A 21,184-nucleotide genomic window follows, 5' to 3' on the forward strand; every position below is an offset into this window, starting at 1 on the left:
CCTAAACGTCATAGGGTGTAGAAACCCCGTACTCCTCCTCTATCTATGCCGCCGGTAAATCTAAAATCATGGTTGCAATACTAAAATAAACCAGCACACCAATGATATCGGCTATTGAGGTGATAAGTGGCGCGCTGGCTGAAGCGGGATCCATTTTTAACTTGCTGAGTAAAAAGGGCAGTGACATACCAATCAGGCTGCCAATAATCACCACCACTTGCATAGTTAGCGCGACAACAAGAGCAATTTCAGGGCCACCGCGCCAGAAACCGAGCAAGGACACCGCCAGCGCCATGCTGGCACCGAGTAATCCCGCAACCCCTAACTCGCGTCCCAGCAGTGACAGCCAATCCTTGAGTATCACTTCACCTGTAGCTAATCCTCGCACCATTAAGGTAGCGGATTGGGAGCCAGCATTACCGCCGCTGTCGATAAGCAAAGGCAGAAAGAACACTAAAGACACATAGCTCGAAATCGTATCTTCGAAAAAGGCGATACCTGCCCCCGAGAAGATATTGCCAAAGACCAAAATCACCAACCACACCACACGCTTACGGTAGAGTAGCCCTATGCTGGCGGTCTTTAAATTGTGCTCGATATTGCCTATGGCCGCGGTTTTGGTGAACTCGAGATCGGCCTGCGAGCTGGCAATGTCCATCGCATCGTCATAGGTCACAATCCCCACCAATTGCCCCTTGCCATTGATAATGGGCAAAGCTAGCAGATCGTAATGGGCGATCATCTGCACTGCTTCTTGGCATTGGGCATTGGCATCCAAGGCAATGGGGTTGGGCTTCATAAAATCGACCACCCGTTCTTCCGGCTGAGCCAGCAGTAATTGCCGTAGCGAGACTGTACCTATTAAGCGCCCCAACATATCAACCACATAGGCTTGATATATGGTTTCTTTGTCGGCGGTTTCCGTGCGGAGCATATCAATCGCTTGTGCGGCGGTATGTCGACTATTGAGCAAGGTATAATCCGATGTCATCGCCGCACCGACCTTAGTTTTATCGTAGGCGGCTAAGGTGCGCAGCTCTTCCCGTTTAGCCTGCGCTAACACGGGCAAGAAGAGTTTTTGCTGCTCAGGTTCGAGCAGATTGTAGAGATCGGCGCGCTCATCCGCCGCCATCGTTAGCAAAAGCGACGATAATGTTGCTTTATCAAGCTGTTTCACTAATGCGGCTTGCTGATCATCGCTTAAATAGCGCAGTAAATCGGCGGCAACTTTTGCCGGTGATAGTTGCAAAAACACTAATTGCTGCGCCTGACTAAAGGTACTGAGCGCGGCGGCAATGTCCGCGGGATGGCGCTCTTTGGCCAAGGCGACCATGCCAGCACTGTCGCGCTGCTCTAGGATGATTTGCAGGGCTAAGATAATTTGCTTAGTGTTTTTTTGGTTGTTGTTCATGTTCATAGGTCATTCTCCCAACGAGCTATTATTTAAAGAAAAAAGTGATATCTGCACCGAATTGCTGGGCACTTCCCTTAAGGTCGTTGCCTAGACTGAATTCGAGTTGCAACTGTCTTTTGAGTAACCATTGATAGGCAACCCGGTAGGCGTGTGCTTCGGATGCCTTGCGATAAATTTCGCCGACCCATTGCTGATCTTCACTCGGCGCTAAGGCAATGGCGACGCCCGCGATCAGTTGCGGCGACTGAGCCGCATGTTGATAAAAGCCCAAATTGCTATAGAGGCGTAAATCCCGCGCCATCTGATATCCCATAATACCGAGCACTTCTGCGGCAATGGGGTGATTGTCTTGATGATGGTGTTGCAGATTAATGGCCAGCGCGCTCTGCCAAGGGCCTGTGTCGGCATGTAAGGGCAACTTAATGCCCAGCTCGGTTTGCTGTTCGTTATTGCTGCTGTTTGTTTGACTTTCAAAAGCTAAGAGTTGATTTTCAACGCCTAGGTGTTGATGTTCAAAACCTAAGTGCCATTCCCATTGTCCTTGGTTGCAGGTCGCCGCTGTTTTGAGTGTTGTTGCAGAGTGATCCGATCTAGGTTGTTGCCAGCCGAGCTGAAGCTCGCAACGTTCAGCGATGCCGGGATCATCAAGGTCCAGCAATGAAGCGTTCGCCGTGACACTAAGGCATAGCCCAAATAGGGCTAAAGGTTGCCGGGCTAAAGTGGATGTATGCTTGATATAAGCCATAGGTAAACTCCCAAATTAAGGGAAGCCTACTGGGGCAAAACATGTGTGAAGATGTATTCAATGGCCAGCACTTTAGCTCCAGCGCAAGGCCGGATAAAACCAATAGCCGAGCGTATGCACGGGCATGATTGGCCATGGGTAAAGGCTTAAATTGAATATATGGGAGTGGAGTGAGGAAGCGTCACGCTACTACCCTGCCTAGCAGGTAGCAGCAACAACATTGCGGGCTAGTGCTAGGTGTTTAATCCTGTCACTTGGACAGGGCATCTACTGTCACTTATGTGTGTGCCCACAGTGGGTCTCCGCAATGATAAAAGTGGCTAGATTCTAAACCGCTAAAGCTAAAAGTCAAACCTGAACACTAATTAGCTATGTTTATGTTTGAATATGGTTTTTATTTTTGGATGAATTGAGTTGGTTGGTTTTAATCTTGCTGCATCCTTAGTGGTTGGGTGTTGTTGGTTGGTGAGTTAATTGTTTGTTTTGTGGTTTTTCGGCCTAGGTCGCTGGTGGCAATACACACTGTGATTGATGATTAAATCGATTTAGGTATAACCTTAGGTATCAGTCTTTATGAGTCACCTCTTGCCTAAGTCGTTGGGTAAAGAGATATTTTGACGCGGTAATCCGTTAACGGCGCTGTTGAGTGCATGATTTGGCTAAAGAGGAATAATACCGTGGCGCAGCATTCCCCAGAATTGTCGAGTTCGACCGAGGCAACGCAATCGAATATTAAAATTGCGACCGTGAATCTATTTAACTTTATTGAGCCGCCCTCAGCCTTTTACGACTTTGAGAATATCTATAGCCACGGCCAATGGCAGAAAAAGTGCCAGTGGTTTAGCGAGTTATTGAATCAACACCATCCGGATATTGTCGGGTTTCAGGAGGTATTTAGCCCCGAACCGTTACGCCAGCTTGCGTTGCAGCAGGGACTCACCCACTTTGCAGTGGTCGATAGTGCGACCTTGGTCAGTGACTATATCTACCAAAGCCCTGTGGTGGCTTTGGCTTCTCGCTTCCCTATCCTTGAGGTACACGCTATCGAACCCGAGGTGCACTTAGTGGCGGCGATGGGCCTGTCGAGCGAATTTGCCTTTAGCCGTAAAGTGTTACGGGCGACGGTGACGGTGCCGCAGATTGGCCCCTGTGATTGCTATGTGGTGCATTTTAAATCTAAGCGGCCAGGATTAGCCTTAGAGCCGCATCCTTTGGGCTTGTCGTTAAATGCGCCATCGGATCTTAAGTTACACGCCGAGACTAAGCTATTAACCGAACAAGCCCTCGGTCGCTGGGCCTCGACCATGCAGCGGGGCGCCGAGGCGGCATTGCTGTTCCATGCCATACTCGCCAGAAGACAGAGTGCCAAATATCCAGTGATCCTGATGGGGGATTTTAACGATAGTTTGTCCTTAGGCGCGCTGGATGCGTTAACGCTCCAAGGCGAAACGCTGCACAGTAACGATATTAAAGCCGCAGGGCTTGGGCATTTATCCGATGCGGCGTTAGCACAAGTGTTTGCTCACTATCGATTACAAGATGCCTATGAGCTATTTATCGAAGCCAATGTAGCCGACAACGCCGTCCATTACCGGGAGCATAGGGCGCCTACCCATTACTATGGCCCTAAAGGATCTGTGCTGGATTATGTGCTGCTCTCCAATGAGTTTGATGCCAGCGATAGCCGCAGTTTGGCGCAGGTGGTGGATTATCAAACCTGTGATAGACACTTAGTCAGGCCCGAATATGAGCGCGATGCCTATAGTACCGACCATGCGCCCGTGATGGTGGAGTTGGCACTGCGGCGCTAGCGGTTCGAGCCGCTGCTTGTGTATAGAGCGGCAGATGCCTTAATTGTTCGGCTGAACACTCAATATCAAGCCTAATTGAAACCAAGCTTGCAGTGCTTGCAACAGCTGCTGCATGGCCTCTTCTGGCACAAAAAAGTTCAGCATCAATTCGCATTGCTCGCCAATATTGGCGCCGTGAATAAATCCTTGAATCAAGGCTAATTGGTATTCTGCAAGGGAGATAAACTCCGTTAAACGGCTTTTACCGCGCCAGAGTAGCCAAGCGCGTTTACCTTGATAATCGGGCGCGGGTGGGACTTGTTGATGCTTTAAGGCTTGCCAGGTTTCGACCGCATTGCTGGCACACTCAAATAGCTGCATGCTAGGGTGAAAACGCAGTTGGCAATAGGGCCAAGCGTCTGCGGGTAAGGATTGCAGCGCCGCAAAGCTTGCCCTCTGTTCATCCTTGGCATCGAAGGAGTTGAGTAGTCTACGCTCGAATCTGGCGATATCACTGATAATCGGATACTGACTAAAAAAAGCGTCGCTGGCTAAATAGTCAGGTAGGGCATCGGCAAATTGGCGTAGCGAAGTAAAACGTGAGGGCTGGTGGGCGATATAGCCATTGGCCATGCGCGCGAATAAGTCATCGCCTAAATACAGACCGAGTATTTCATGGTCGGTATCGAGGACTTCGATTAAGCGAATGCGATAGGCATTGGCGTAAATCTGCATGCGGATATCACGGCCAACGCCGCCTTGCTCGGCAACCTTGTCGCTAAAGGATTTCTCTATAGTTTCTGCTATCGGCGTTTGGGCGGCACTTGCCAGTAGATAATCCATAAACTGCTGTTGGATCTCGCGAAGTTGACTCATGCCACCGTCTCCTGCCGCGGCCTGTAAACCAGAGGATGTGACTCGCCTAACGTAGTGCGGGCGATATTGCGGGCAATCGCCAACTCGGCTTCCAATGCATCAAATTCGGGGATATTGGCATCGCGCTCGATCATAGTGCTCACACCGCCAAGGCGGGTTAATGCCTGCCGATACAGCTCCCACACACTGGGGCAAACATCGTGGTCATGGGTGTCGATAACATAGTCTCCGTAATCCGAGTGGCCCGCTAAGTGAAATTGTTGCACTCGATTAAGCGCGATTTGCAGCAGATAATCCTCTGGGGGAAACTGATGGTTACGGGCGCTGACATAGATGTTATTGATATCTAACAGCAATAGGCAATCGGCCTCCTCGGCTACCGCGTTAACAAATTGCCATTCATTCATGGTGGAATCTTGGTAGGACAAATAGCTGGAAACGTTCTCCATCAGAATGCGGCGGCCTAAAAAGTCCTGCACTATGCCAATGCGCTCGGCCACGTGTTTGACGGTTTCTTCGGTGTAGGGCAGGGGCAGTAAGTCATGGCTATTGATGCCGTGAATAGAGGTCCAGCAAATATGATCGGAAATCCATTGGGGCTGCACTTCATTGGCAAGTTGTTTGAGTGCCTTGAGATAATCCATATTCAGCGGATCTGTGCTGCCGATGGATAAAGATACGCCGTGCATCACCAGCGGATAACGCTCGGCAATCTCACTCAGGTAATAGCGGGGTTTTCCGCCCGCGACCATAAAGTTTTCCGAGAGTATCTCGAACCAGTCGACCTCGGGCTGATGCCTAAGCACATGATCGAAGTGTTGAGTTCGCAGTCCTAAACCAAAACCTAGGGTGGGGTGAGTGAGACTCTGCTTATCCATGTATAAACCTTATGTTGGCTGAGTGGCCGAAGCGGCCCACATTCCGACCGCTTCTTTATCGATAAACACCTATTTGTCTTAGGCGCCGACGTTACCGCCCAAGTCACCACAGGCTTTGGCTGGGGTGGCTACAAAACCACTGCCTTTACAGCTGGCGTGTCCGGCGCAGGCATTGTCTGCGGTCTTGCAGTCGTTGTGGCCTTTGCAGGTATTGATGCCATAGCAGTGTACTAGCTCGGTATTGGCGATTTTGCCCACCCAATCATCGGCCACTTTGCCGCCGACATCGCCACAACTCTTGGATGGCATAGCCACAAATCCACTGCCTTTACAGCTGGCGTGGCCGGCGCAAGCGTTATCGGCAGTTTTACAATCGTTATGGCCTTTACAGGTATTCACGCCATAACAGTGGACGAGATCGCTACTGTCGGCGCTGGTCATGGGTTCTGCCGCATTGACTTGGCTTGCCATACCAGCCATGGCCATAGCAAGTGCTGCACCTGAAAGTGCGGTTTGGGCTTTCTTATTCATGGTATCTTCCTTTGCATTTTGACTACATGAGTCATCTTGTTGATTAGCTTGCTTTTATAACGACAACACCAATAGGCAGCATAAAAAGCGAATGAGTAAACACAGGAGCTTTTGCCGCTTTGAGTTAACTCCTGTTACTAGCAAAAGACCTTAATGGGCGAGAATATCTTTCAGCGAATGGGTATTTCTGCCATCAAACAGCCCGATGATTTGCCAAAAATCGGCTGTGACAACTGGGTTTTGCAGCGAAAACTAAGCTATGATCGCCATCACTTAGCGCGGCACTATCGCGCGTGGTTGACGGTGGACGCTCGTTGTTTATGGTAGATGGCTCGCGCTCAAACGATATTAGGTATATTATCCGCTTCCATTTTTTTGAAGACGGCGCCTGACGAACTTAATGCAGTTTGTTGTGGCGGTTCAATTTAGCAAGGCGGTACTTTTTTAAGGCGGTACTATGGCAGTCAGAATCAAACTTAAACCCGGTCGCGAAAAGTCCCTTGAGCGTCGTCATCCTTGGGTCTTTTCCAACGGGATCCACAACGTTAAAGGTAAACCTGAAGCGGGCGAGACCGTCGATGTGGTTGCCCATGATGGCCATTGGTTAGGCCGTGGAGCCTGGTCTCCTGAGTCTCAAATCCAAGTGCGGATTTGGACTTTTGATCGCGAAGAAGAAATTGACCGTGAGTTTTTTAAGCGGCGTATTCTGCGTGCCCAAGCGGGACGCGACGATCTTATTCGTGAGCAAGGCTTAACTGGCTACCGCTTAATTGCCGCCGAGTCCGATGGCTTGCCCGGTATCACCATTGATAAATACGCCAATGTGTTAGTCTGCCAATTGCTGAGCATGGGCGCCGATGTATGGCGTGACACTATTGTCGATGTGCTCGCCGAACTGTACCCCGATTGCGCGATTTACGAGCGCTCAGATGTCGATTCCCGCAAGAAAGAAGGCTTAGCCTCTACCATGGGTTTACTCCATGGCACGCTGCCTGAAATGCCCGTCATTATTGAAGAAAACGGTATCAAAATCGCCGTCGATGTGACTAAGGGTCATAAGACTGGTTTCTACCTCGACCAGCGGGATAACCGCGCCATCGCTGCCCGGTTTGTGAAGGGCAAATCGGTTCTGAACTGTTTTTGCTACACGGGCACCTTTGGTCTGTACGCTGCTAAGGCGGGCGCGGCCAGCATTGAAAACGTCGATGTGTCGGCGCTTGCCCTCGATACCGCGCGTTTGAACATGCGAGTCAATGGCTTAAATGATGACAATGTGCATTACAACGAAGCCGATGTGTTTAAGCTGTTACGCCAGTACCGTGATGAGGGTAAAACCTTCGATGTGATCGTACTCGACCCGCCAAAGTTTGCCGACAATAAGTCGCAGCTCAATGGCGCCTGCCGCGGCTATAAAGATATCAACATGATTGCGCTGCAATTATTAAATCCGGGCGGGGTGCTGTTGACCTTCTCTTGCTCGGGATTAATGCCTGCGGATCTGTTCCAAAAAATCGTTGCCGATGCGGCTTTGGATGCCAAACGTGAGATCCAATTTATCGAGCGTTTAAGCCAGGCGAGCGATCACCCGATTGGCAGCGCCTTCCCAGAAGGTTTTTACCTCAAGGGCTTAGTGGCTCGAGTGTGGTAATCGCTTAATAGCCCTAGGGTCATAAAAAATGAGGGTCATAAAAAATGCCGGTGCAGTTGCACCGGCATTTTTGTTTCTTACATGGGAGTCTTTTGACTCACCTTGCCTTAAGCTGTAAAGGTTTTCACGCCTTCAGGGGTGCCAACCAGTAACACATCGGCGCCGCGTTTTGCGAACAGGCCGTTGGTCACTACGCCGACGATGGCGTTGATCTTATCTTCTAATTCCTTAGGATTGATGATCTTAAGGTTGTAAACGTCGAGGATCACGTTGCCGTTATCTGTGATAACGCCTTCGCGGTACACTGGGTCGCCGCCGAGTTTGACTAGTTCTCGGGCCACGTAAGAGCGCGCCATTGGGATCACTTCAACGGGTAGCGGGAATTCACCTAAAATATCCACTTGTTTAGTGTTATCCACGATACAGACAAACTTTTCAGCCACAGCTGCAACGATTTTCTCGCGGGTTAATGCCGCGCCGCCGCCTTTGATCATGTCCATATGGCCGTTGATTTCATCGGCTCCATCGACATACACGGATAATTTATCGACGCTGTTTAAGTCATAAACCGGGATGCCAAGGGCTTTCATCTTCTGAGTTGAGGCTTCTGAGCTTGATACCGCACCTTCAATATCGGCCTTCATGGTCGCCAAAGCATCGATAAAGTGGTTAACGGTTGAGCCTGTGCCCACACCTACAATGCTGTCCTTCTCAACGTATTTGAGTGCTGCCCAGCCTGCGGCTTTTTTCATTTCATCTTGAGTCATGTTGACATCCTGTAATGGCAAATGAGTAAAAAATTCTGAGCTTAGTATACTCTTTTCCATCAAAGTGTGTGGTGCTATTGCACTGTAGCTGTGATCTTGCTTGCAGCCCGCACTGATTTAATCCGTGTATAAAGGGCAATGCTTTAAGATAAAGTTCATTAGGATTACGACAATGCTCTATGCGGGCTTAATCTAACTAAGTTACTATGGCGAAAGCAGAATTGGCGAAAGCAGAATTGATAAAAACAGCATTATTTGTTTAAGGGAGAATGTATGGCAGGGGCGAGTTTATTAACCTTACTCGACGATATTGCATCCATTTTGGATGATGTGGCGGTGATGAGTAAGGTCGCGGCCAAGAAAACCGCAGGGGTGTTAGGGGATGATTTGGCTTTAAACGCCCAGCAAGTCACTGGTGTGAGTGCCGACCGCGAATTACCCGTGGTCTGGGCGGTCGCCCTAGGCTCGTTTCGTAATAAATTGATTTTAGTGCCCGCAGCCATGTTGATCAGCGCCTTTATTCCTTGGGCAGTAACCCCCTTATTGATGTTCGGCGGCTTGTTTTTATGTTTTGAAGGCTTTGAGAAATTACACCACAGCTATAGTCATCGCAAAGATAAACACGCGGAGCAGGCCGAATCTGACTTACCCGAGATAAGCGATCTGGCGGCCTATGAGAAGGAAAAGGTGAAGGGCGCGATCCGCACCGACTTTGTGTTGTCGGCAGAAATTATCGCTATCACCTTAGGCATAGTTGCGGATAAGTCGCTAACGACGCAATTTTTTACCCTCGCGATTATTGGTATTGTGATGACCATAGGCGTTTATGGTTTGGTGGCGGCCATTGTAAAAATGGATGATGCGGGGTTGTATCTGAGCCAGCGTCAGGGCGAATCGAGCTTTACTCGCTTTAATCGTAAGTTGGGTTTTGGCCTGCTTAGCGCGGCCCCCGTGTTGATGAAGAGCTTAACCATTATTGGTACTGCTGCCATGTTTATGGTGGGCGGTGGTATTCTGACCCATGGATTACATTGGGTCGGCGAGCAAATTCACCATGCTGAGCAATTTGTGGAAACCATTGCCCTAGTAGGCCCTGTACTTGGGTTACTGATGCCGAGCATACTTAACGCGCTCTTTGGTATTGTAGCGGGCGCGGTGGCGGTACTGCTGATGACGGGATTCCAAAAGCTGCGTAGCTGATCCGTTTTTGATCCTTTATTGCTGATCAGCTCACCCGAGTTGTGCGAGTGCGAAGGTGCTCGCGGCGATTATTTCAGCGCTTAAGGACGAAGTATGAAATTAATGCGTTATTGCCTTTCTCCCAATAAGTTGGCTTGGCTGCGACAGGAATTAGGCGAACACGCCGACGAGCTTATCGCGGCGATGGATAAAGCTGGGAGTCACTATCTAGCTGGGTTAGCCGAGTCCCAAGCGGGGAACTTATCGGCAGCCGATTCGCAACTTAAGTTCCAATGGTTTCAGCAGAAGCTCGCCTTAACGACGCGATTAACTGATCCTGAGCTGGCAAACCTTACGCCACTGTCGCTGGTGGATATAAGGGGCGAAATACGGGAGGAAATGCGGGTTGAAATGCATGTTGAATTAGTCACGCCCGATAAGCTTACCGCAGCATTACAACAACTTAGCCGTGAATCCGTGCTTGGGTTTGATACCGAAACACGGGCAAGCTTTGAGTCGGGCGTTCAACATCCCTTGAGTTTAGTGCAACTGGCGACCTCCGATACCTGCTATTTATTTCAGCAGGCGGTATTGGGCGAGAGGCTCGCCGAACTTAAACCTTTGCTGGAAAATGAGCAGATCCTCAAAGTGGGGATTGGATTAAGGGGCGATGGCCAAGCACTGAAACGGGATTGGGATATTCAGGTATCCCCACGACTCGATTTAAATTGGGCGATGGCGCAGCTCGGCGCTGGGAAGGAAATGGGCACGCGGCAATTGGTGGCGGCATTACTGCATAAACGCATTGATAAGCCTAAAAAAATTACCCTCTCGAATTGGCAACAAGTGCCTTTATCCCCAGCGCAAGTTCAGTACGCCGCCCTCGATGCATTGGCGGCGAACCTGTGTTTTTGGCAGTTAATCGACAAGCTGCAAGGTTTTTATGGCAAAAAGACTGTCGGTAATAAACCCTTATTGCCGCCGAGTTTAGCCGCGCGACTCGCGAGCTATTTTCATCCGGCTTAATACTTAAGATAAGGTCGCGAAGATAAGGATTAGGGGAGCAAGAGATGTTGGATGCGATTTGTGTACTCACAACCGAGACTGCGGCAGAACACGCTTCGTCGCCACTACGACTCAACCCTAATGCGCAGGCCAGTGTCACCTACAGTGTGTTCAAGTTTCAGCAGTTACCCGAGGCTGAGATTGAGCGTTTACGCCAATATTTATATTGTCCCGCCTGCTACGGCAAAGCCTATTTTCGTAAAGCATCTAAGGATGGTAAGGCCGCCTGTTTTGGCTCCCGTTACCATGAGCACGATTGCATCGAATTTAATCCGTCGGCGCAAAAGTCCCGTGAAGAACAAGATGCCCTCGAAGTGCAGCAACAACTGCTCGACGCCGATGCCTTGGTTATCGATTTTTCGCTCAATCCCAGTAATAAGAGCTCCTCTAACTCAGCGCTCAAAGTGAACGCTTCCCAAGAGCAAGAAGTTGGGGCCAAAAGTAAAATGGCAAATGATACCGAGCAATTAGCGTCAGTGCAGGAGCCTAAAGCTGGCTATCAAGTGGCGACCGATAAGCCCGAGATAGCCATCACGGCAAAGCGTACTCCGAGCCAAGGGCTAGAAAAGTTACTCCATAGCCTGCTGCGCGGCTCCGATCTGGCGACTTCGGATCTTTGGGTTTACACCGATGATGAGCGAAAGTACCGCTGGCGGGCGAAGAATTTGTTTGTGAATTTTGCCGATGCGGATCCTACAGATAATAAACCCCATATGTACTGGGGCACTATCTCCCACAGCGACCCGACGCTATCTTGGCTTAATCCCGCCGACAGTAAAGACATAGGTATTCCTATTGAGGCCGTTAAAACTAAACTGTTTAAGCGCTTTAATATCGAAGATAGACGGGATTTAGAGGGCGCAGGGCTTATCCTGTTTGGTAAGTGTTTTTGGAATAAGGATAAGACCCGCAAGATTATCCAGCTTTGGGATAATGATTTGCGGCGGATTTTTATCTCAACCCTTGATGATTAACCATTAGCTGTGGGATTTGCCAGTGAGTGCGTGGTACGCACTGTGCTTAAATTCATCCTTTAAAGTGTTTTCACGACTCTTTTGTAAGTTTCTGGGCCATAGACAGTGCATCAGGTTTCACCGTTTACGACGTTGCCAGCGGTTTTTGAACATTCTGCAATGAGCTTACATGCCGACTTTTTCAGCTTTATGCCAATTAAATCAACAGTAGATGGCAAACTTGTTTGAAAATTCCTCAGTTAATTAAGTTTGTCATAAAAAGTCCTTTACCTTTGAGAGTGCTTTTAGCATAATGCCCCACGTCAACAGGGGTGTAGTTCCAATTGGTAGAACAGCGGTCTCCAAAACCGATGGTTGCGGGTTCGAGTCCTGCCACCCCTGCCAAATAAAACAACGGCTTGCATAGAAATATGCGAGCCGTTTTATTTTTCGCGCGATAAAATTTCCCTGCGCATTTGCTTACATTTGTTAAGTAAAGGTATTTGCAACTTTCGTTGTGTCTAACATACAATCGCAATCCCTTTGGTTTGAGGATGTATGGTTTGAGCTCTGTGATACAAACAAGGCGCAGATTAGCACTATGGCTTGCCGCCATCTTAGTGTTGCTGTCTGTTGCGTTTGCGGTGCACAGTGTTTCCCACCTCAATGATGATACCAAGGCCCACTGTGCGCTGTGTTTGCATCAGTACCAATTGCAGCATGCCATCTCATACTCTCCGCTAGATTTTCAAGTTACTCAACAGGGCGTTATCTCGGTTGAGTTTGATGTTATTTCCTTTAAGACGCCATTTAGGCGCCACTTCCATAGCCGCGCGCCGCCGCTAACAGCCTAACTCCTGCTTTTTATCTATTTCTCTTATTTTTCGAGCGCCTTGGCTTAACCAAGGTGCCCGATGCTGTTTATTTTTGGAGTAAAAAATGGCTACTTATGTCATTCAAAAGCGCTCGGTATTACTGCTGGGCGTGGCGTTATTGGCGTTGGATACAAGTCTTCCACTATTGGCCGCCGAGGCGCTGCAAACTGATAACACTGGACTGAATGAGGATATCGAGCGTTTAAGCATTCATTATCGACAGGCCTACCGCGGCAATGTGCCTGCGACGGAGTTACCTCAGGCCATCACAGTGCTGGATGAGCAACTGATTAAAGATACTGGGCTGACGCGTTTTCAAGACTTATTGGATTATTCCGCCAGTGTCGCGCGGCAAAACAACGGTGGTGGGCTATGGGATAGTTTTTCGTTACGGGGCTTTCCTGGGAATGAAAACATGCCATCGGGCTATTTAATTAATGGTTTTAATGGTGGCCGAGGTTTTAGCGGTCACAGAGATCTATCGAACGTGGCCTATGTGGAAATCCTCAAAGGCCCTGGCTCGGCGCTTTATGGACGCTCGGAGCCTGGCGGTACTGTGAATATTGTGACTAAAAAACCGCAGTACGAGGCGCAGGGCTATTTAAAAGCCTCCGCGGGGAGTTTTGATCAATATCGGTTAGAAGGAGATTTTACCTCGGGGCTGACCGATACCTTGGCCTTCAGGATCAATGGCGCTTGGCAGGAGCATGACAGTTTTCGCGATTATGTGTTTAGCGATAAAAAGATCGTCACGCCATCGCTGCGCTGGCAACTGTCGGATAAGTCATCGCTCCTGTATGAAGTTGAATATCTTAAGCAAGAACAGCTATTTGACCGTGGCTTAGTGGTGCTCAATAACGACTTTAATACCGTGCCCCGTTCGCGTTACTTGGGCGAGCCCAACGATGGGCCAACTAAGGTGGATGCGACTGGACATCAGCTTACCTATGAGTATGAGTTGAGCGATGATTGGTCGCTTACTGCGGGTTATAACTATCGCGATTCGAGTTTAAATGGCTACTCATCGGATGCTGAATTAGCTAAGGGGCGTCAATCCTTATATGACGATGGACGTACTCTGACGCGGCAGCATCGCTATCGAGATTACGCTTCTGAAGACCATTCTGTGCGGGCCGAACTCAGCGGTCAGTTTGATACTGGCAGTATAAGACACAATCTATTGCTCGGAACGGATGCCTATCATTATCGACTGAAAACAGGGCTCTACCGTTATCGAGGCCAGAAGGGCGCCTATGCTATCGATATCTTTGCGCCGGAATATGGCGCGGTTCAGCCCGAGGTGAGTCTGCTGTATGAAAACCGAGAGACTCAAGATGCCTGGGGCGCCTATTTACAGGATCAATTGGAGTTAACCGAGCACTGGAAACTGCATTTAGGGTTAAGGTTTGACCGTTATTCCCAAGAAATCGCAGAGCAGGTGAACGCGAGTCTGTCGAAACAAAACGATCACAGAGTCAGCCCGAAAGTCGGATTAGTGTATCAATGGTCTGAGGCGTTAAGTGTTTACGGCTCCTATTCGGAAGGCTTTTTACCGCTTTCAGGCACTGATTATGCAGGTAATCCCTTCGAGCCAGAGGAGAGCAAATCCGTCGAGTTGGGGGTTAAGTTCAACAGCACTTGGTTTGAGCTACCCGTCAATGGCAGTTTGGCTTGGTTTGATGCGCAAAAGAGCAATATCTTGACCTCAGATCCCGTCAATGTCGGCTTTTCGGCGACCCTTGGTGAAGCCAAAAGCACTGGGATTGAATTGGATATTGCAGCCGAGTTGACTGAGAGCTTACAAGCGACCTTGTCCTATGCCTACCTGAATACCCGCACGGCGAACGACAGCCTGAATCTGGATTGGGGCGTGTTAATTCCGGCGGGAAGTCCGCTGGTCAATGTGCCAAAACACACGGGCAGTATCATTCTCAAACAGGACTTAAATGATCTTTCTATCGACGGTCATTTAGGGCTGAGTTGGCGTTACGTGGACTCACGCTTGGGCGATTCGGCCGATCCAAGTTTTCAATTACCGAGTTATCAGTTACTTGGAATGTTCTTCACTACTCGACTAGGCGAAAACCTAAGTCTCGCGCTCAATGTCGATAACCTGCTGGATGAGCACTATATCGCCAGCAGCTACTCGGCGCTGTGGGCCGTACCGGGTGAGCCACGTAACGTTAAAGTGAGTGTCAGCTATGAGTTCTAATACCACAGTGACCCCCGAGGCTTCGACTGTTGCGCCTAAACTGCAAGGGCGTCAGCGGATCAATAGCATCGACATGATGCGCGGCTTAGTGATGCTGATTATGTTGCTCGACCATGTGCGGGAGCGGTTTTTCCTGCATATGCAGGTGAGTGACCCAATGGATTTAAGCACAACAAACTGGGCGCTGTTTGTCAGCCGTTTTGCGGCGCACTTTTGTGCGCCTGTGTTCGTCTTTTTAACTGGGGTCTCGGCTTGGCTTTACGCCAATCGCGATCATGGCGAGCCGCGCTCTGCGCGCGAGTTTTTAATCAAGCGCGGACTATTCTTAATCGCCCTCGAGGTGCTGGTGATAAATTTCTCATGGATGGGCAATTATCACACCCTGTGGTTGCAGGTGATTTGGGTGATAGGACTGAGCATGTTGGCCCTTGCGGCATTAATCAACCTCCCAAGGTTGTGGATGGCATTACTCGGGCTATTGATTATCTTTGGCCATAACCTATTGTCGCCTATTCATTTTACGCCAGACGAGTGGGGCTATAGCCTGTGGACGATACTGCATGACCGAGGTTATTTGATTGCCGAGGGCGAGCTTAAGCTGAAGATAAGTTACCCAGCGCTACCTTGGATAGGCGTGATTTTATTGGGCTATGTGGCTGGCCCCTTATTTGGCCGAGGGAGTGATGCGGGGCTGCGTCAGCAAAAATTAATATTGCTAGGGCTTGGCTGCGCCCTGCTGTTTGGCTTGCTGCGCGGATTCAATCTCTACGGCGAGACGCTACCTTGGCAGTTTGGCGATACCCTAGGTCAAACCTTAATGTCGGTATTTAACTTAACTAAGTATCCGCCATCCCTCAGTTTTTTGTTGGTGACCTTGGGCGGAATGTTCTATTGCTTAGTGGTGTTTGAGCGCTATTTTGCGACAGGCAGTGTATTAGGTTGGATGGGGCAGAGGTTAGCAGTGTTTGGCTCAGTGCCTATGTTCTTCTATATCTTGCACTTATATGTGCTGTTGTTGCTGTATTCTCTGGCTAAATGGGTATTTGGCGCAAATCATGGTGAGCTTTTTGGCGTAGCACATATGGGATGGGTATGGCTAATAAGCTTAGTCTTGATCCCCTTACTCTATTATCCCGTGCGTTGGTTTAGTCGTTACAAAGGACAGAGTCAGCAGGCTTGGCTTAAGTATCTCTAACTTGGCTTTAGCATCGATAAATGCCTAATAAAATGGCCGAGCGCGTGACTGCTCGGCCATTTGGCTTGGGGATGATGAAAGGGTTATTCGCTTAATAAGCTACGTAACATCCACGCATTTTTCTCATGGAGTTGAATGCGCTGGGTGAGTAAATCGGCCGTTGCTTCATCGTTGGCTTGGCTAACCAAGGGATAGAGCGCACGTGCGTTTCTAATCACCACTTCTTGGTCGCTTAACAGTTCACGGATCATGGTTTCAGCTTTAGTGACACCTTGGTCTTCACGGATTTCGGTCAACTTGGCATAGGCCGAATAGGAGCCTAAGGCCCTTGCGCCCAATGCACGAACTCGCTCGGCGATTAAATCGACCGCTAAGGCAAGCTCGGTATATTGCTGTTCAAACAATAAGTGCAAGCTAGTGAACATGGGGCCTGTGACGTTCCAGTGGAAGCTGTGGGTTTTAAGATAAAGGCTATAGCTGTCGGCCAATAACTGATTTAACCCAGCGGCGATTTCTTCTCTGTGACTCTGGTTGATGCCGATGTTAATCATGGAAATTCCTCCTATTGTCCTACTCAATGGAGATAGCTTATCAAATGAGCAAAACATCTAAAGCGGTTAAAATAGATTCTATAAATCGATTTTGTAGATTAAAACATAAGCAAACATTTGGCTTGAGTAATGAACCATATCTTGGCAATAACATTCGGCCCATTTAGCTGGTATTCTTGTGGCTGTGTCTATGCCTAATGAAACCCCAATAACCGATGAATAAATCAGCCTATTTAGCCGCGATGGAGATAACTCCTTGGCAGCTTCGCGATACAAAAGTGCGACCTTATCAAGTGGTTTGGGACGTTGATGATATGTCGTCTGCCGCTGAGCCACTGATTGATACGGTCCTTGGCTTAATTTGGATCAGTAAGGATGACTGTGAGTTCAACACTGAGCCACATAAGGGCAAAACCATAGTTTGGGATTTACGCCGCCACAGGGTTAGGCCCAGAGTGGCTTGGTTAGTGTCGGATCCCCTTGCGGACTTGCTGTCTCGCAGTGAGGCAAAGCGTGCCTTATGGGCCCAGATCTGCCAGTGGCGTGAGCAGCAATTAACGGCCTAAGCCTCTATTGGTTGTGCCCTATACATTATCGTAAGTTACCTTTTAATTTGGATTTTCCCGTGAGTCATCAAGTTCTTAAAACCCTGAGTGAATCGTTGCAAATTGTGCTCCTGACGCCAACGGATGTAAGCCAAATGGCGCGCATTGAAGCGAGTGCCCATTCCCATCCTATGAGTGAGAATAATCTTGCCGATTGTTTTGGCCACTTGTACCGCGTCCTTGGGTTAATGCAACGCGATGGCGAGTTACTCGGCTTTGCGATTGTGCAGCAGATTGTTGATGAGGCAACGTTGCTAGATATTTGTTTGCCGCCAGAACAACAAGGACGAGGTTATGGGCATCTGCTACTCACGGCGGTTATCGAAGGCGCTAAGGCTGCCAAGGCCGTGGTGCTGATGCTAGAGGTTCGCGAATCAAACCTTGCCGCGCGCGCACTCTATCAGAAGCGGGGTTTTGTCGAAACCGGACGTCGCAAAGGCTATTATCCTTTGGCTGATGGCAAAGAAGATGCGATTTTGATGGATTTAGCCTTAAGCGAAACGGCTTAAGGTTTTCGAAGTTGATATAAAAAACAGCGCATTAGCGCTGTTTTTTATGGGGTTAATAAAGCGAATGTTACTTCACTTCTTTACCTTGAGCTTGCAGGTCTGCATGGTAGCTCGAGCGCACTAATGGACCACAGGCTGCATGGGTAAAGCCAAGCTCATCGGCAAGGGCTTTAAGCTCATCAAACTCGGCTGGTGACACGTAACGCTCAACCGGCAGGTGGAATTTAGACGGTTGCAGATATTGACCTAAGGTCAACATTTCAACCTTGTGCTCACGTAAGTCGCGCAGCACTTGGGCGATTTCTTCGTTGGTTTCGCCTAGACCCATCATCAGCCCCGATTTTGTCGGCACGTTGGGGTGACGCTCTTTAAAGCGCTTCAGTAGGTCGAGTGACCATTGATAGTTCGCACCCGGACGCGCTTTGCGGTAATGCATAGGCGCAGTTTCAAGGTTGTGGTTGAACACATCAGGCGGCTCGGTCGACAGAATGTCGAGGGCGGCATCGATACGACCACGGAAATCGGGCACTAAGATCTCAATCTTAATCTCGGGATTGAGCTTACGGATCTCACGGATACAGTCGGCAAAATGCTGGGCACCGCCATCACGCAGGTCATCGCGGTCAACCGAGGTGATAACCACGTATTTCAGCTTCATATCGCGAATGGTTTGTGCCAGTTTGACTGGCTCTTCCGCATCGGGCTTGAGTGGACGACCGTGGGCCACGTCGCAGAATGGGCAGCGGCGAGTACAAATTGCGCCTAAAATCATAAAGGTCGCGGTGCCGTGGTTAAAACATTCTGCCAAGTTAGGGCAAGATGCTTCTTCACAGACTGAGTGCAGGCCGTTAGCGCGTAACGCTTGCTTAATATCGAGAATGCGTTGGTTTGACGCGGGCAATTTAACCCTTAACCAATCGGGTTTGCGTAACATGGTTTCGCGCTCAGAGGGCACGATTTTAACCGGAATGCGCGAGACTTTATCGGCATCTCTTAATTTGACTCCGGGTTGTAAACGTTCAGGCCTATTCATGACGCTGCTAATCCTTGATGATGAACTAGTTGTTGGTAGCCCAATAGTTGGCTAAGGGTAATAATGAGTTGTTCGCCTGCTTCTATCACGGTTTGTGGGCCGCCCAGTTCCTTGCATTGCACCATTTCAAGCCCAGCATAACCGCAGGGGTTAATGCGGCGAAACGGCGCCAGATCCATATCGACATTCAGTGCTAAGCCGTGGAAGGAGCAGCCTTTACGAATGCGAAGCCCTAAAGAGGCGACTTTGCGCTCATCCACATATACGCCCGGCGCATCGGCCTTAGCGTAGGCATTGATATCGTATTTGGCGAGCATATCGATAATGCTTTGCTCGATATGGGTCACTAGCTGACGGACGCCAATCTTGCTGCGTTTAATATCGAGGAGAGGGTAGACAACTAATTGTCCCGGCCCGTGGTATGTCACTTGGCCGCCACGATCCACTTGGATCACGGGAATATCACCCGGATTCAAAATATGTTCGCTTTTACCTGCTTGGCCTTGGGTAAATACGGGTGGATGTTCAACGATCCACAGCTCGTCTGGGCTATCGCCGTTACGAGTGTCGGTGTAATGCTGCATCGCATGCCACACAGACTCGTAATCCTGTTGTCCCAGATGCCGAATATGCAAAGTGGTGTCTTGCAAGGGCAACCTCTCCCCTAGAATTGAGTGGCGCTATTATACGCCTCTTGACCATAAATGTAAGACAGATCACATTTTCTGGCCTTGAGGAATACTTATAGTACGCGGCGTACGCCTTCGATACCGGCAAGCTCAGTGTACAGTGTCTCAATATGATCTTTGCTGGTCACTGTCACGCGGATAGTGACCGAATAGTAGCTACCTTTGCTCGAGGCCTTAACCGTGGGTGAATAGTCTCCCGGTGCGTGTCTTTGCACTACGGCAACGACTCTGTCGGTCAGGGCTTCGTGGGCATCGCCAACCACTTTGAAGGGGAAGGCGCAGGGGAACTCCATGAGTTCATCAAATTTCGTGTTTAACATAGTCGTGCTCTATAACCATTTTAATGGGAACTATATGGTGACGATTATACCCGATTCAAGGGCGATACTCCCCCAAAAACAACTAAGCCACCCGAAGGTGGCTTAGTTTTTGTGATTCGGATTAGCTAAACCAACCAGAAAACAGTTGCTTAAAGTAATCAACCAATTTGCTGAACCAGCTGCCTTCGTTGACTTCTTGCAGGGTAACCAGTGGGAATTGCGCAATATCTTTGCCATCTAACTGGAAGTATAAGCGGCCAACGGTTTCACCTTTTTTCAGTGGTGCGTCCAGTGGCTTAGTCAGTTCGAAGTTGGCTTTTAAGTCTTTCGCGCGGCCACGGCTGATGGTGATTGGGGTATCAGTTGCGACACCTAAATCGACGGTGCTCTTATCGCCGTACCAAATTTGTTGGGTCACGAAGCTGTCGCCCGCCTTGTAAGGGGTGACGGTTTCGAAGAAGCGGAAACCATAGGTCAGCAGCTTTTTACTTTCGGCTTTACGGGCGGCTTCACTCTGGGTGCCCATCACCACCGAAATTAAACGCATGCCGTCTTTGGTAGCAGATGCGACTAAGTTATAACCCGCGCCAGAGGTGTGGCCGGTTTTGATACCGTCGACATTCATGCTGTTATCCCACAGCAGGCCGTTGCGGTTGTATTGCTTGATACCGTTGAAGGTATAGTATTTTTCGCTGTAGACACGGTATTCTTCAGGCACGTCACGGATAAGCGCAGCACCTAATAACGCCATGTCGTAGGCAGTGGATTTGTGGTTTTCTGAGTCTAAACCGTGGGAGTTTTCGAAGTAGCTGTCACGCATGCCAAGCTGCTTGGCCCATGAGTTCATCATGTCGACGAAGGCGCCTTCGGTGCCGGCAATGTGTTCGGCCATGGCTACACAGGCATCGTTACCCGACTGGATGATGATGCCGCGGTTTAAGTCGGAAACCTTAACGGTTTTACCCACTTCGATGAACATTTTTGATGAGTCAGAGAAGTTCTTCGACCAGGCATTTTTACTGATGGTCACATCATCATCTGGGGATACGTTACCGGCTTTGATTTCTTGACCAATCACATAACTGGTCATCATCTTAGTTAAGCTGGCTGGGTTTAAGCTTTCGTAGGCATTTTCTTCGGCAATGATTTGGCCCGAGTAATAATCCATCAAGACGTAAGCCTTGGCGGCAACTGTAGGTGCATCAGGGGTAACAATCGGCTGCGCAGCATAAACAGGAAGAGAAACACTCGAAATTAGCAGCAATGTTTTAATGGGACTTTTTACAAAATTCATCATTAACTTAGCACGTCTTTTTGGTTGTATTGAAAGAAAAGGCAAAATAGTTTCG

The 21,184-nt window shown here is 49.2% G+C and carries 21 protein-coding genes and 1 tRNA gene; 11 read left to right on the forward strand and 11 right to left on the reverse strand.

What is annotated here, in order from left to right; all coding sequences use genetic code 11:
- Window positions 1-43: 43 nt before the first annotated feature.
- Both mgtE and EYR25_RS03890 read right to left on the reverse strand, forming a co-directional pair.
- Window positions 44-1,417, reverse strand: a complete 1,374-nt coding sequence (gene mgtE, locus EYR25_RS03885; protein WP_133178607.1) for a magnesium transporter — start codon at window positions 1,415-1,417, stop codon at window positions 44-46.
- A gap of 22 nt (window positions 1,418-1,439) precedes the next feature.
- Entirely contained in the window at window positions 1,440-2,159 is a 720-nt protein-coding gene (locus EYR25_RS03890) for a hypothetical protein (protein WP_133178608.1), read from the reverse strand.
- A gap of 677 nt (window positions 2,160-2,836) precedes the next feature.
- Here EYR25_RS03890 and EYR25_RS03895 point away from each other — a divergent pair.
- The gene (locus EYR25_RS03895) at window positions 2,837-3,970 is read left to right on the forward strand and encodes an endonuclease/exonuclease/phosphatase family protein (RefSeq protein ID WP_133178609.1); all 1,134 of its coding nucleotides are present in this window, start codon (window positions 2,837-2,839) and stop codon (window positions 3,968-3,970) included.
- A 39-nt stretch (window positions 3,971-4,009) separates the two neighbouring features.
- Here the strand turns inward: EYR25_RS03895 and EYR25_RS03900 are convergent, their stop codons facing one another.
- The 3 genes from EYR25_RS03900 to bufA2 all read right to left on the reverse strand — a co-directional run bounded on the left by EYR25_RS03900 (window position 4,010) and on the right by bufA2 (window position 6,234).
- Window positions 4,010-4,825, reverse strand: a complete 816-nt coding sequence (locus EYR25_RS03900) for an HvfC/BufC N-terminal domain-containing protein (protein ID WP_133178610.1) — start codon at window positions 4,823-4,825, stop codon at window positions 4,010-4,012.
- Entirely contained in the window at window positions 4,822-5,703 is an 882-nt protein-coding gene (gene bufB, locus EYR25_RS03905; protein WP_133178611.1) for an MNIO family bufferin maturase, read from the reverse strand. The genes EYR25_RS03900 and bufB overlap by 4 nt, the downstream gene beginning before the upstream one ends.
- Before the next feature lie 78 nt (window positions 5,704-5,781).
- Window positions 5,782-6,234 (reverse strand): BufA2 family periplasmic bufferin-type metallophore, encoded by a 453-nt coding sequence (bufA2, locus tag EYR25_RS03910; protein ID WP_133178612.1) that lies wholly within the window; start codon window positions 6,232-6,234, stop codon window positions 5,782-5,784.
- A gap of 457 nt (window positions 6,235-6,691) precedes the next feature.
- Here bufA2 and EYR25_RS03915 point away from each other — a divergent pair, with 457 nt between their 5' ends.
- The gene (locus EYR25_RS03915; protein WP_133178613.1) at window positions 6,692-7,882 is read left to right on the forward strand and encodes a class I SAM-dependent rRNA methyltransferase; all 1,191 of its coding nucleotides are present in this window, start codon (window positions 6,692-6,694) and stop codon (window positions 7,880-7,882) included.
- 107 nt (window positions 7,883-7,989) lie between these two features.
- On the opposite strand, the gene rpiA is transcribed toward EYR25_RS03915, so the two are convergent.
- Window positions 7,990-8,649 (reverse strand): ribose-5-phosphate isomerase RpiA, encoded by a 660-nt coding sequence (gene rpiA, locus EYR25_RS03920; RefSeq protein WP_133178614.1) that lies wholly within the window; start codon window positions 8,647-8,649, stop codon window positions 7,990-7,992.
- Between the two features lie 273 nt (window positions 8,650-8,922).
- Here rpiA and EYR25_RS03925 point away from each other — a divergent pair, with 273 nt between their 5' ends.
- The 7 genes from EYR25_RS03925 (at window position 8,923) to EYR25_RS03955 (ending at window position 16,128) form a co-directional block, all read left to right on the forward strand.
- A complete protein-coding gene (locus EYR25_RS03925; protein ID WP_133178615.1) occupies window positions 8,923-9,849 on the forward strand; it encodes a DUF808 domain-containing protein in 927 nt (308 codons plus the stop codon).
- Window positions 9,850-9,942: 93 nt separating this feature from the next.
- Window positions 9,943-10,854, forward strand: a complete 912-nt coding sequence (locus EYR25_RS03930) for a 3'-5' exonuclease (protein ID WP_133178616.1) — start codon at window positions 9,943-9,945, stop codon at window positions 10,852-10,854.
- A 44-nt stretch (window positions 10,855-10,898) separates the two neighbouring features.
- Entirely contained in the window at window positions 10,899-11,867 is a 969-nt protein-coding gene (locus EYR25_RS03935; protein WP_133178617.1) for a hypothetical protein, read from the forward strand.
- A 307-nt stretch (window positions 11,868-12,174) separates the two neighbouring features.
- Window positions 12,175-12,251: transfer RNA gene (locus EYR25_RS03940), tRNA-Trp, on the forward strand.
- 158 nt (window positions 12,252-12,409) lie between these two features.
- Window positions 12,410-12,700 carry a DUF2946 domain-containing protein gene (locus EYR25_RS03945; protein ID WP_165953459.1) on the forward strand — a complete coding sequence of 97 codons (291 nt, stop codon included), beginning with the start codon at window positions 12,410-12,412 and terminating at the stop codon, window positions 12,698-12,700.
- An 85-nt stretch (window positions 12,701-12,785) separates the two neighbouring features.
- Window positions 12,786-14,933, forward strand: a complete 2,148-nt coding sequence (locus tag EYR25_RS03950; RefSeq protein WP_133178619.1) for a TonB-dependent siderophore receptor — start codon at window positions 12,786-12,788, stop codon at window positions 14,931-14,933.
- Window positions 14,923-16,128 carry an acetyltransferase domain-containing protein gene (locus EYR25_RS03955; protein ID WP_133178620.1) on the forward strand — a complete coding sequence of 402 codons (1,206 nt, stop codon included), beginning with the start codon at window positions 14,923-14,925 and terminating at the stop codon, window positions 16,126-16,128. The genes EYR25_RS03950 and EYR25_RS03955 overlap by 11 nt, the downstream gene beginning before the upstream one ends.
- A gap of 83 nt (window positions 16,129-16,211) precedes the next feature.
- Here EYR25_RS03955 and dpsA read toward each other — a convergent pair whose 3' ends face one another.
- Window positions 16,212-16,679: a DNA starvation/stationary phase protection protein DpsA gene (gene dpsA / locus EYR25_RS03960; RefSeq protein ID WP_011621773.1), complete on the reverse strand. Its 468-nt coding sequence runs from the start codon at window positions 16,677-16,679 to the stop codon at window positions 16,212-16,214.
- Window positions 16,680-16,894: 215 nt separating this feature from the next.
- On the opposite strand from dpsA, the gene EYR25_RS03965 reads away from it, so the two are divergent.
- Entirely contained in the window at window positions 16,895-17,245 is a 351-nt protein-coding gene (locus tag EYR25_RS03965; protein ID WP_133178621.1) for a DNA polymerase III subunit psi, read from the forward strand.
- Between the two features lie 95 nt (window positions 17,246-17,340).
- Complete coding sequence (rimI, locus tag EYR25_RS03970; RefSeq protein ID WP_165953544.1) at window positions 17,341-17,793, forward strand: ribosomal protein S18-alanine N-acetyltransferase; 453 nt, start codon at window positions 17,341-17,343, stop codon at window positions 17,791-17,793.
- Between the two features lie 67 nt (window positions 17,794-17,860).
- Here rimI and lipA read toward each other — a convergent pair whose 3' ends face one another.
- The 4 genes from lipA to EYR25_RS03990 form a co-directional block, all read right to left on the reverse strand.
- Window positions 17,861-18,826 (reverse strand): lipoyl synthase, encoded by a 966-nt coding sequence (lipA, locus tag EYR25_RS03975; protein WP_023268311.1) that lies wholly within the window; start codon window positions 18,824-18,826, stop codon window positions 17,861-17,863.
- Complete coding sequence (lipB, locus tag EYR25_RS03980) at window positions 18,823-19,476, reverse strand: lipoyl(octanoyl) transferase LipB (RefSeq protein ID WP_133178623.1); 654 nt, start codon at window positions 19,474-19,476, stop codon at window positions 18,823-18,825. Before lipB ends, lipA begins: the two co-directional genes overlap by 4 nt.
- A gap of 92 nt (window positions 19,477-19,568) precedes the next feature.
- Window positions 19,569-19,835, reverse strand: a complete 267-nt coding sequence (gene ybeD, locus EYR25_RS03985; protein WP_011621778.1) for a DUF493 family protein YbeD — start codon at window positions 19,833-19,835, stop codon at window positions 19,569-19,571.
- A 121-nt stretch (window positions 19,836-19,956) separates the two neighbouring features.
- The gene (locus EYR25_RS03990; RefSeq protein WP_011621779.1) at window positions 19,957-21,132 is read right to left on the reverse strand and encodes a serine hydrolase; all 1,176 of its coding nucleotides are present in this window, start codon (window positions 21,130-21,132) and stop codon (window positions 19,957-19,959) included.
- Between the last annotated feature and the right edge of the window lie 52 nt (window positions 21,133-21,184).

It is taken from the genome of Shewanella decolorationis (assembly GCF_004354305.1).
Lineage (GTDB): Bacteria > Pseudomonadota > Gammaproteobacteria > Enterobacterales > Shewanellaceae > Shewanella > Shewanella decolorationis.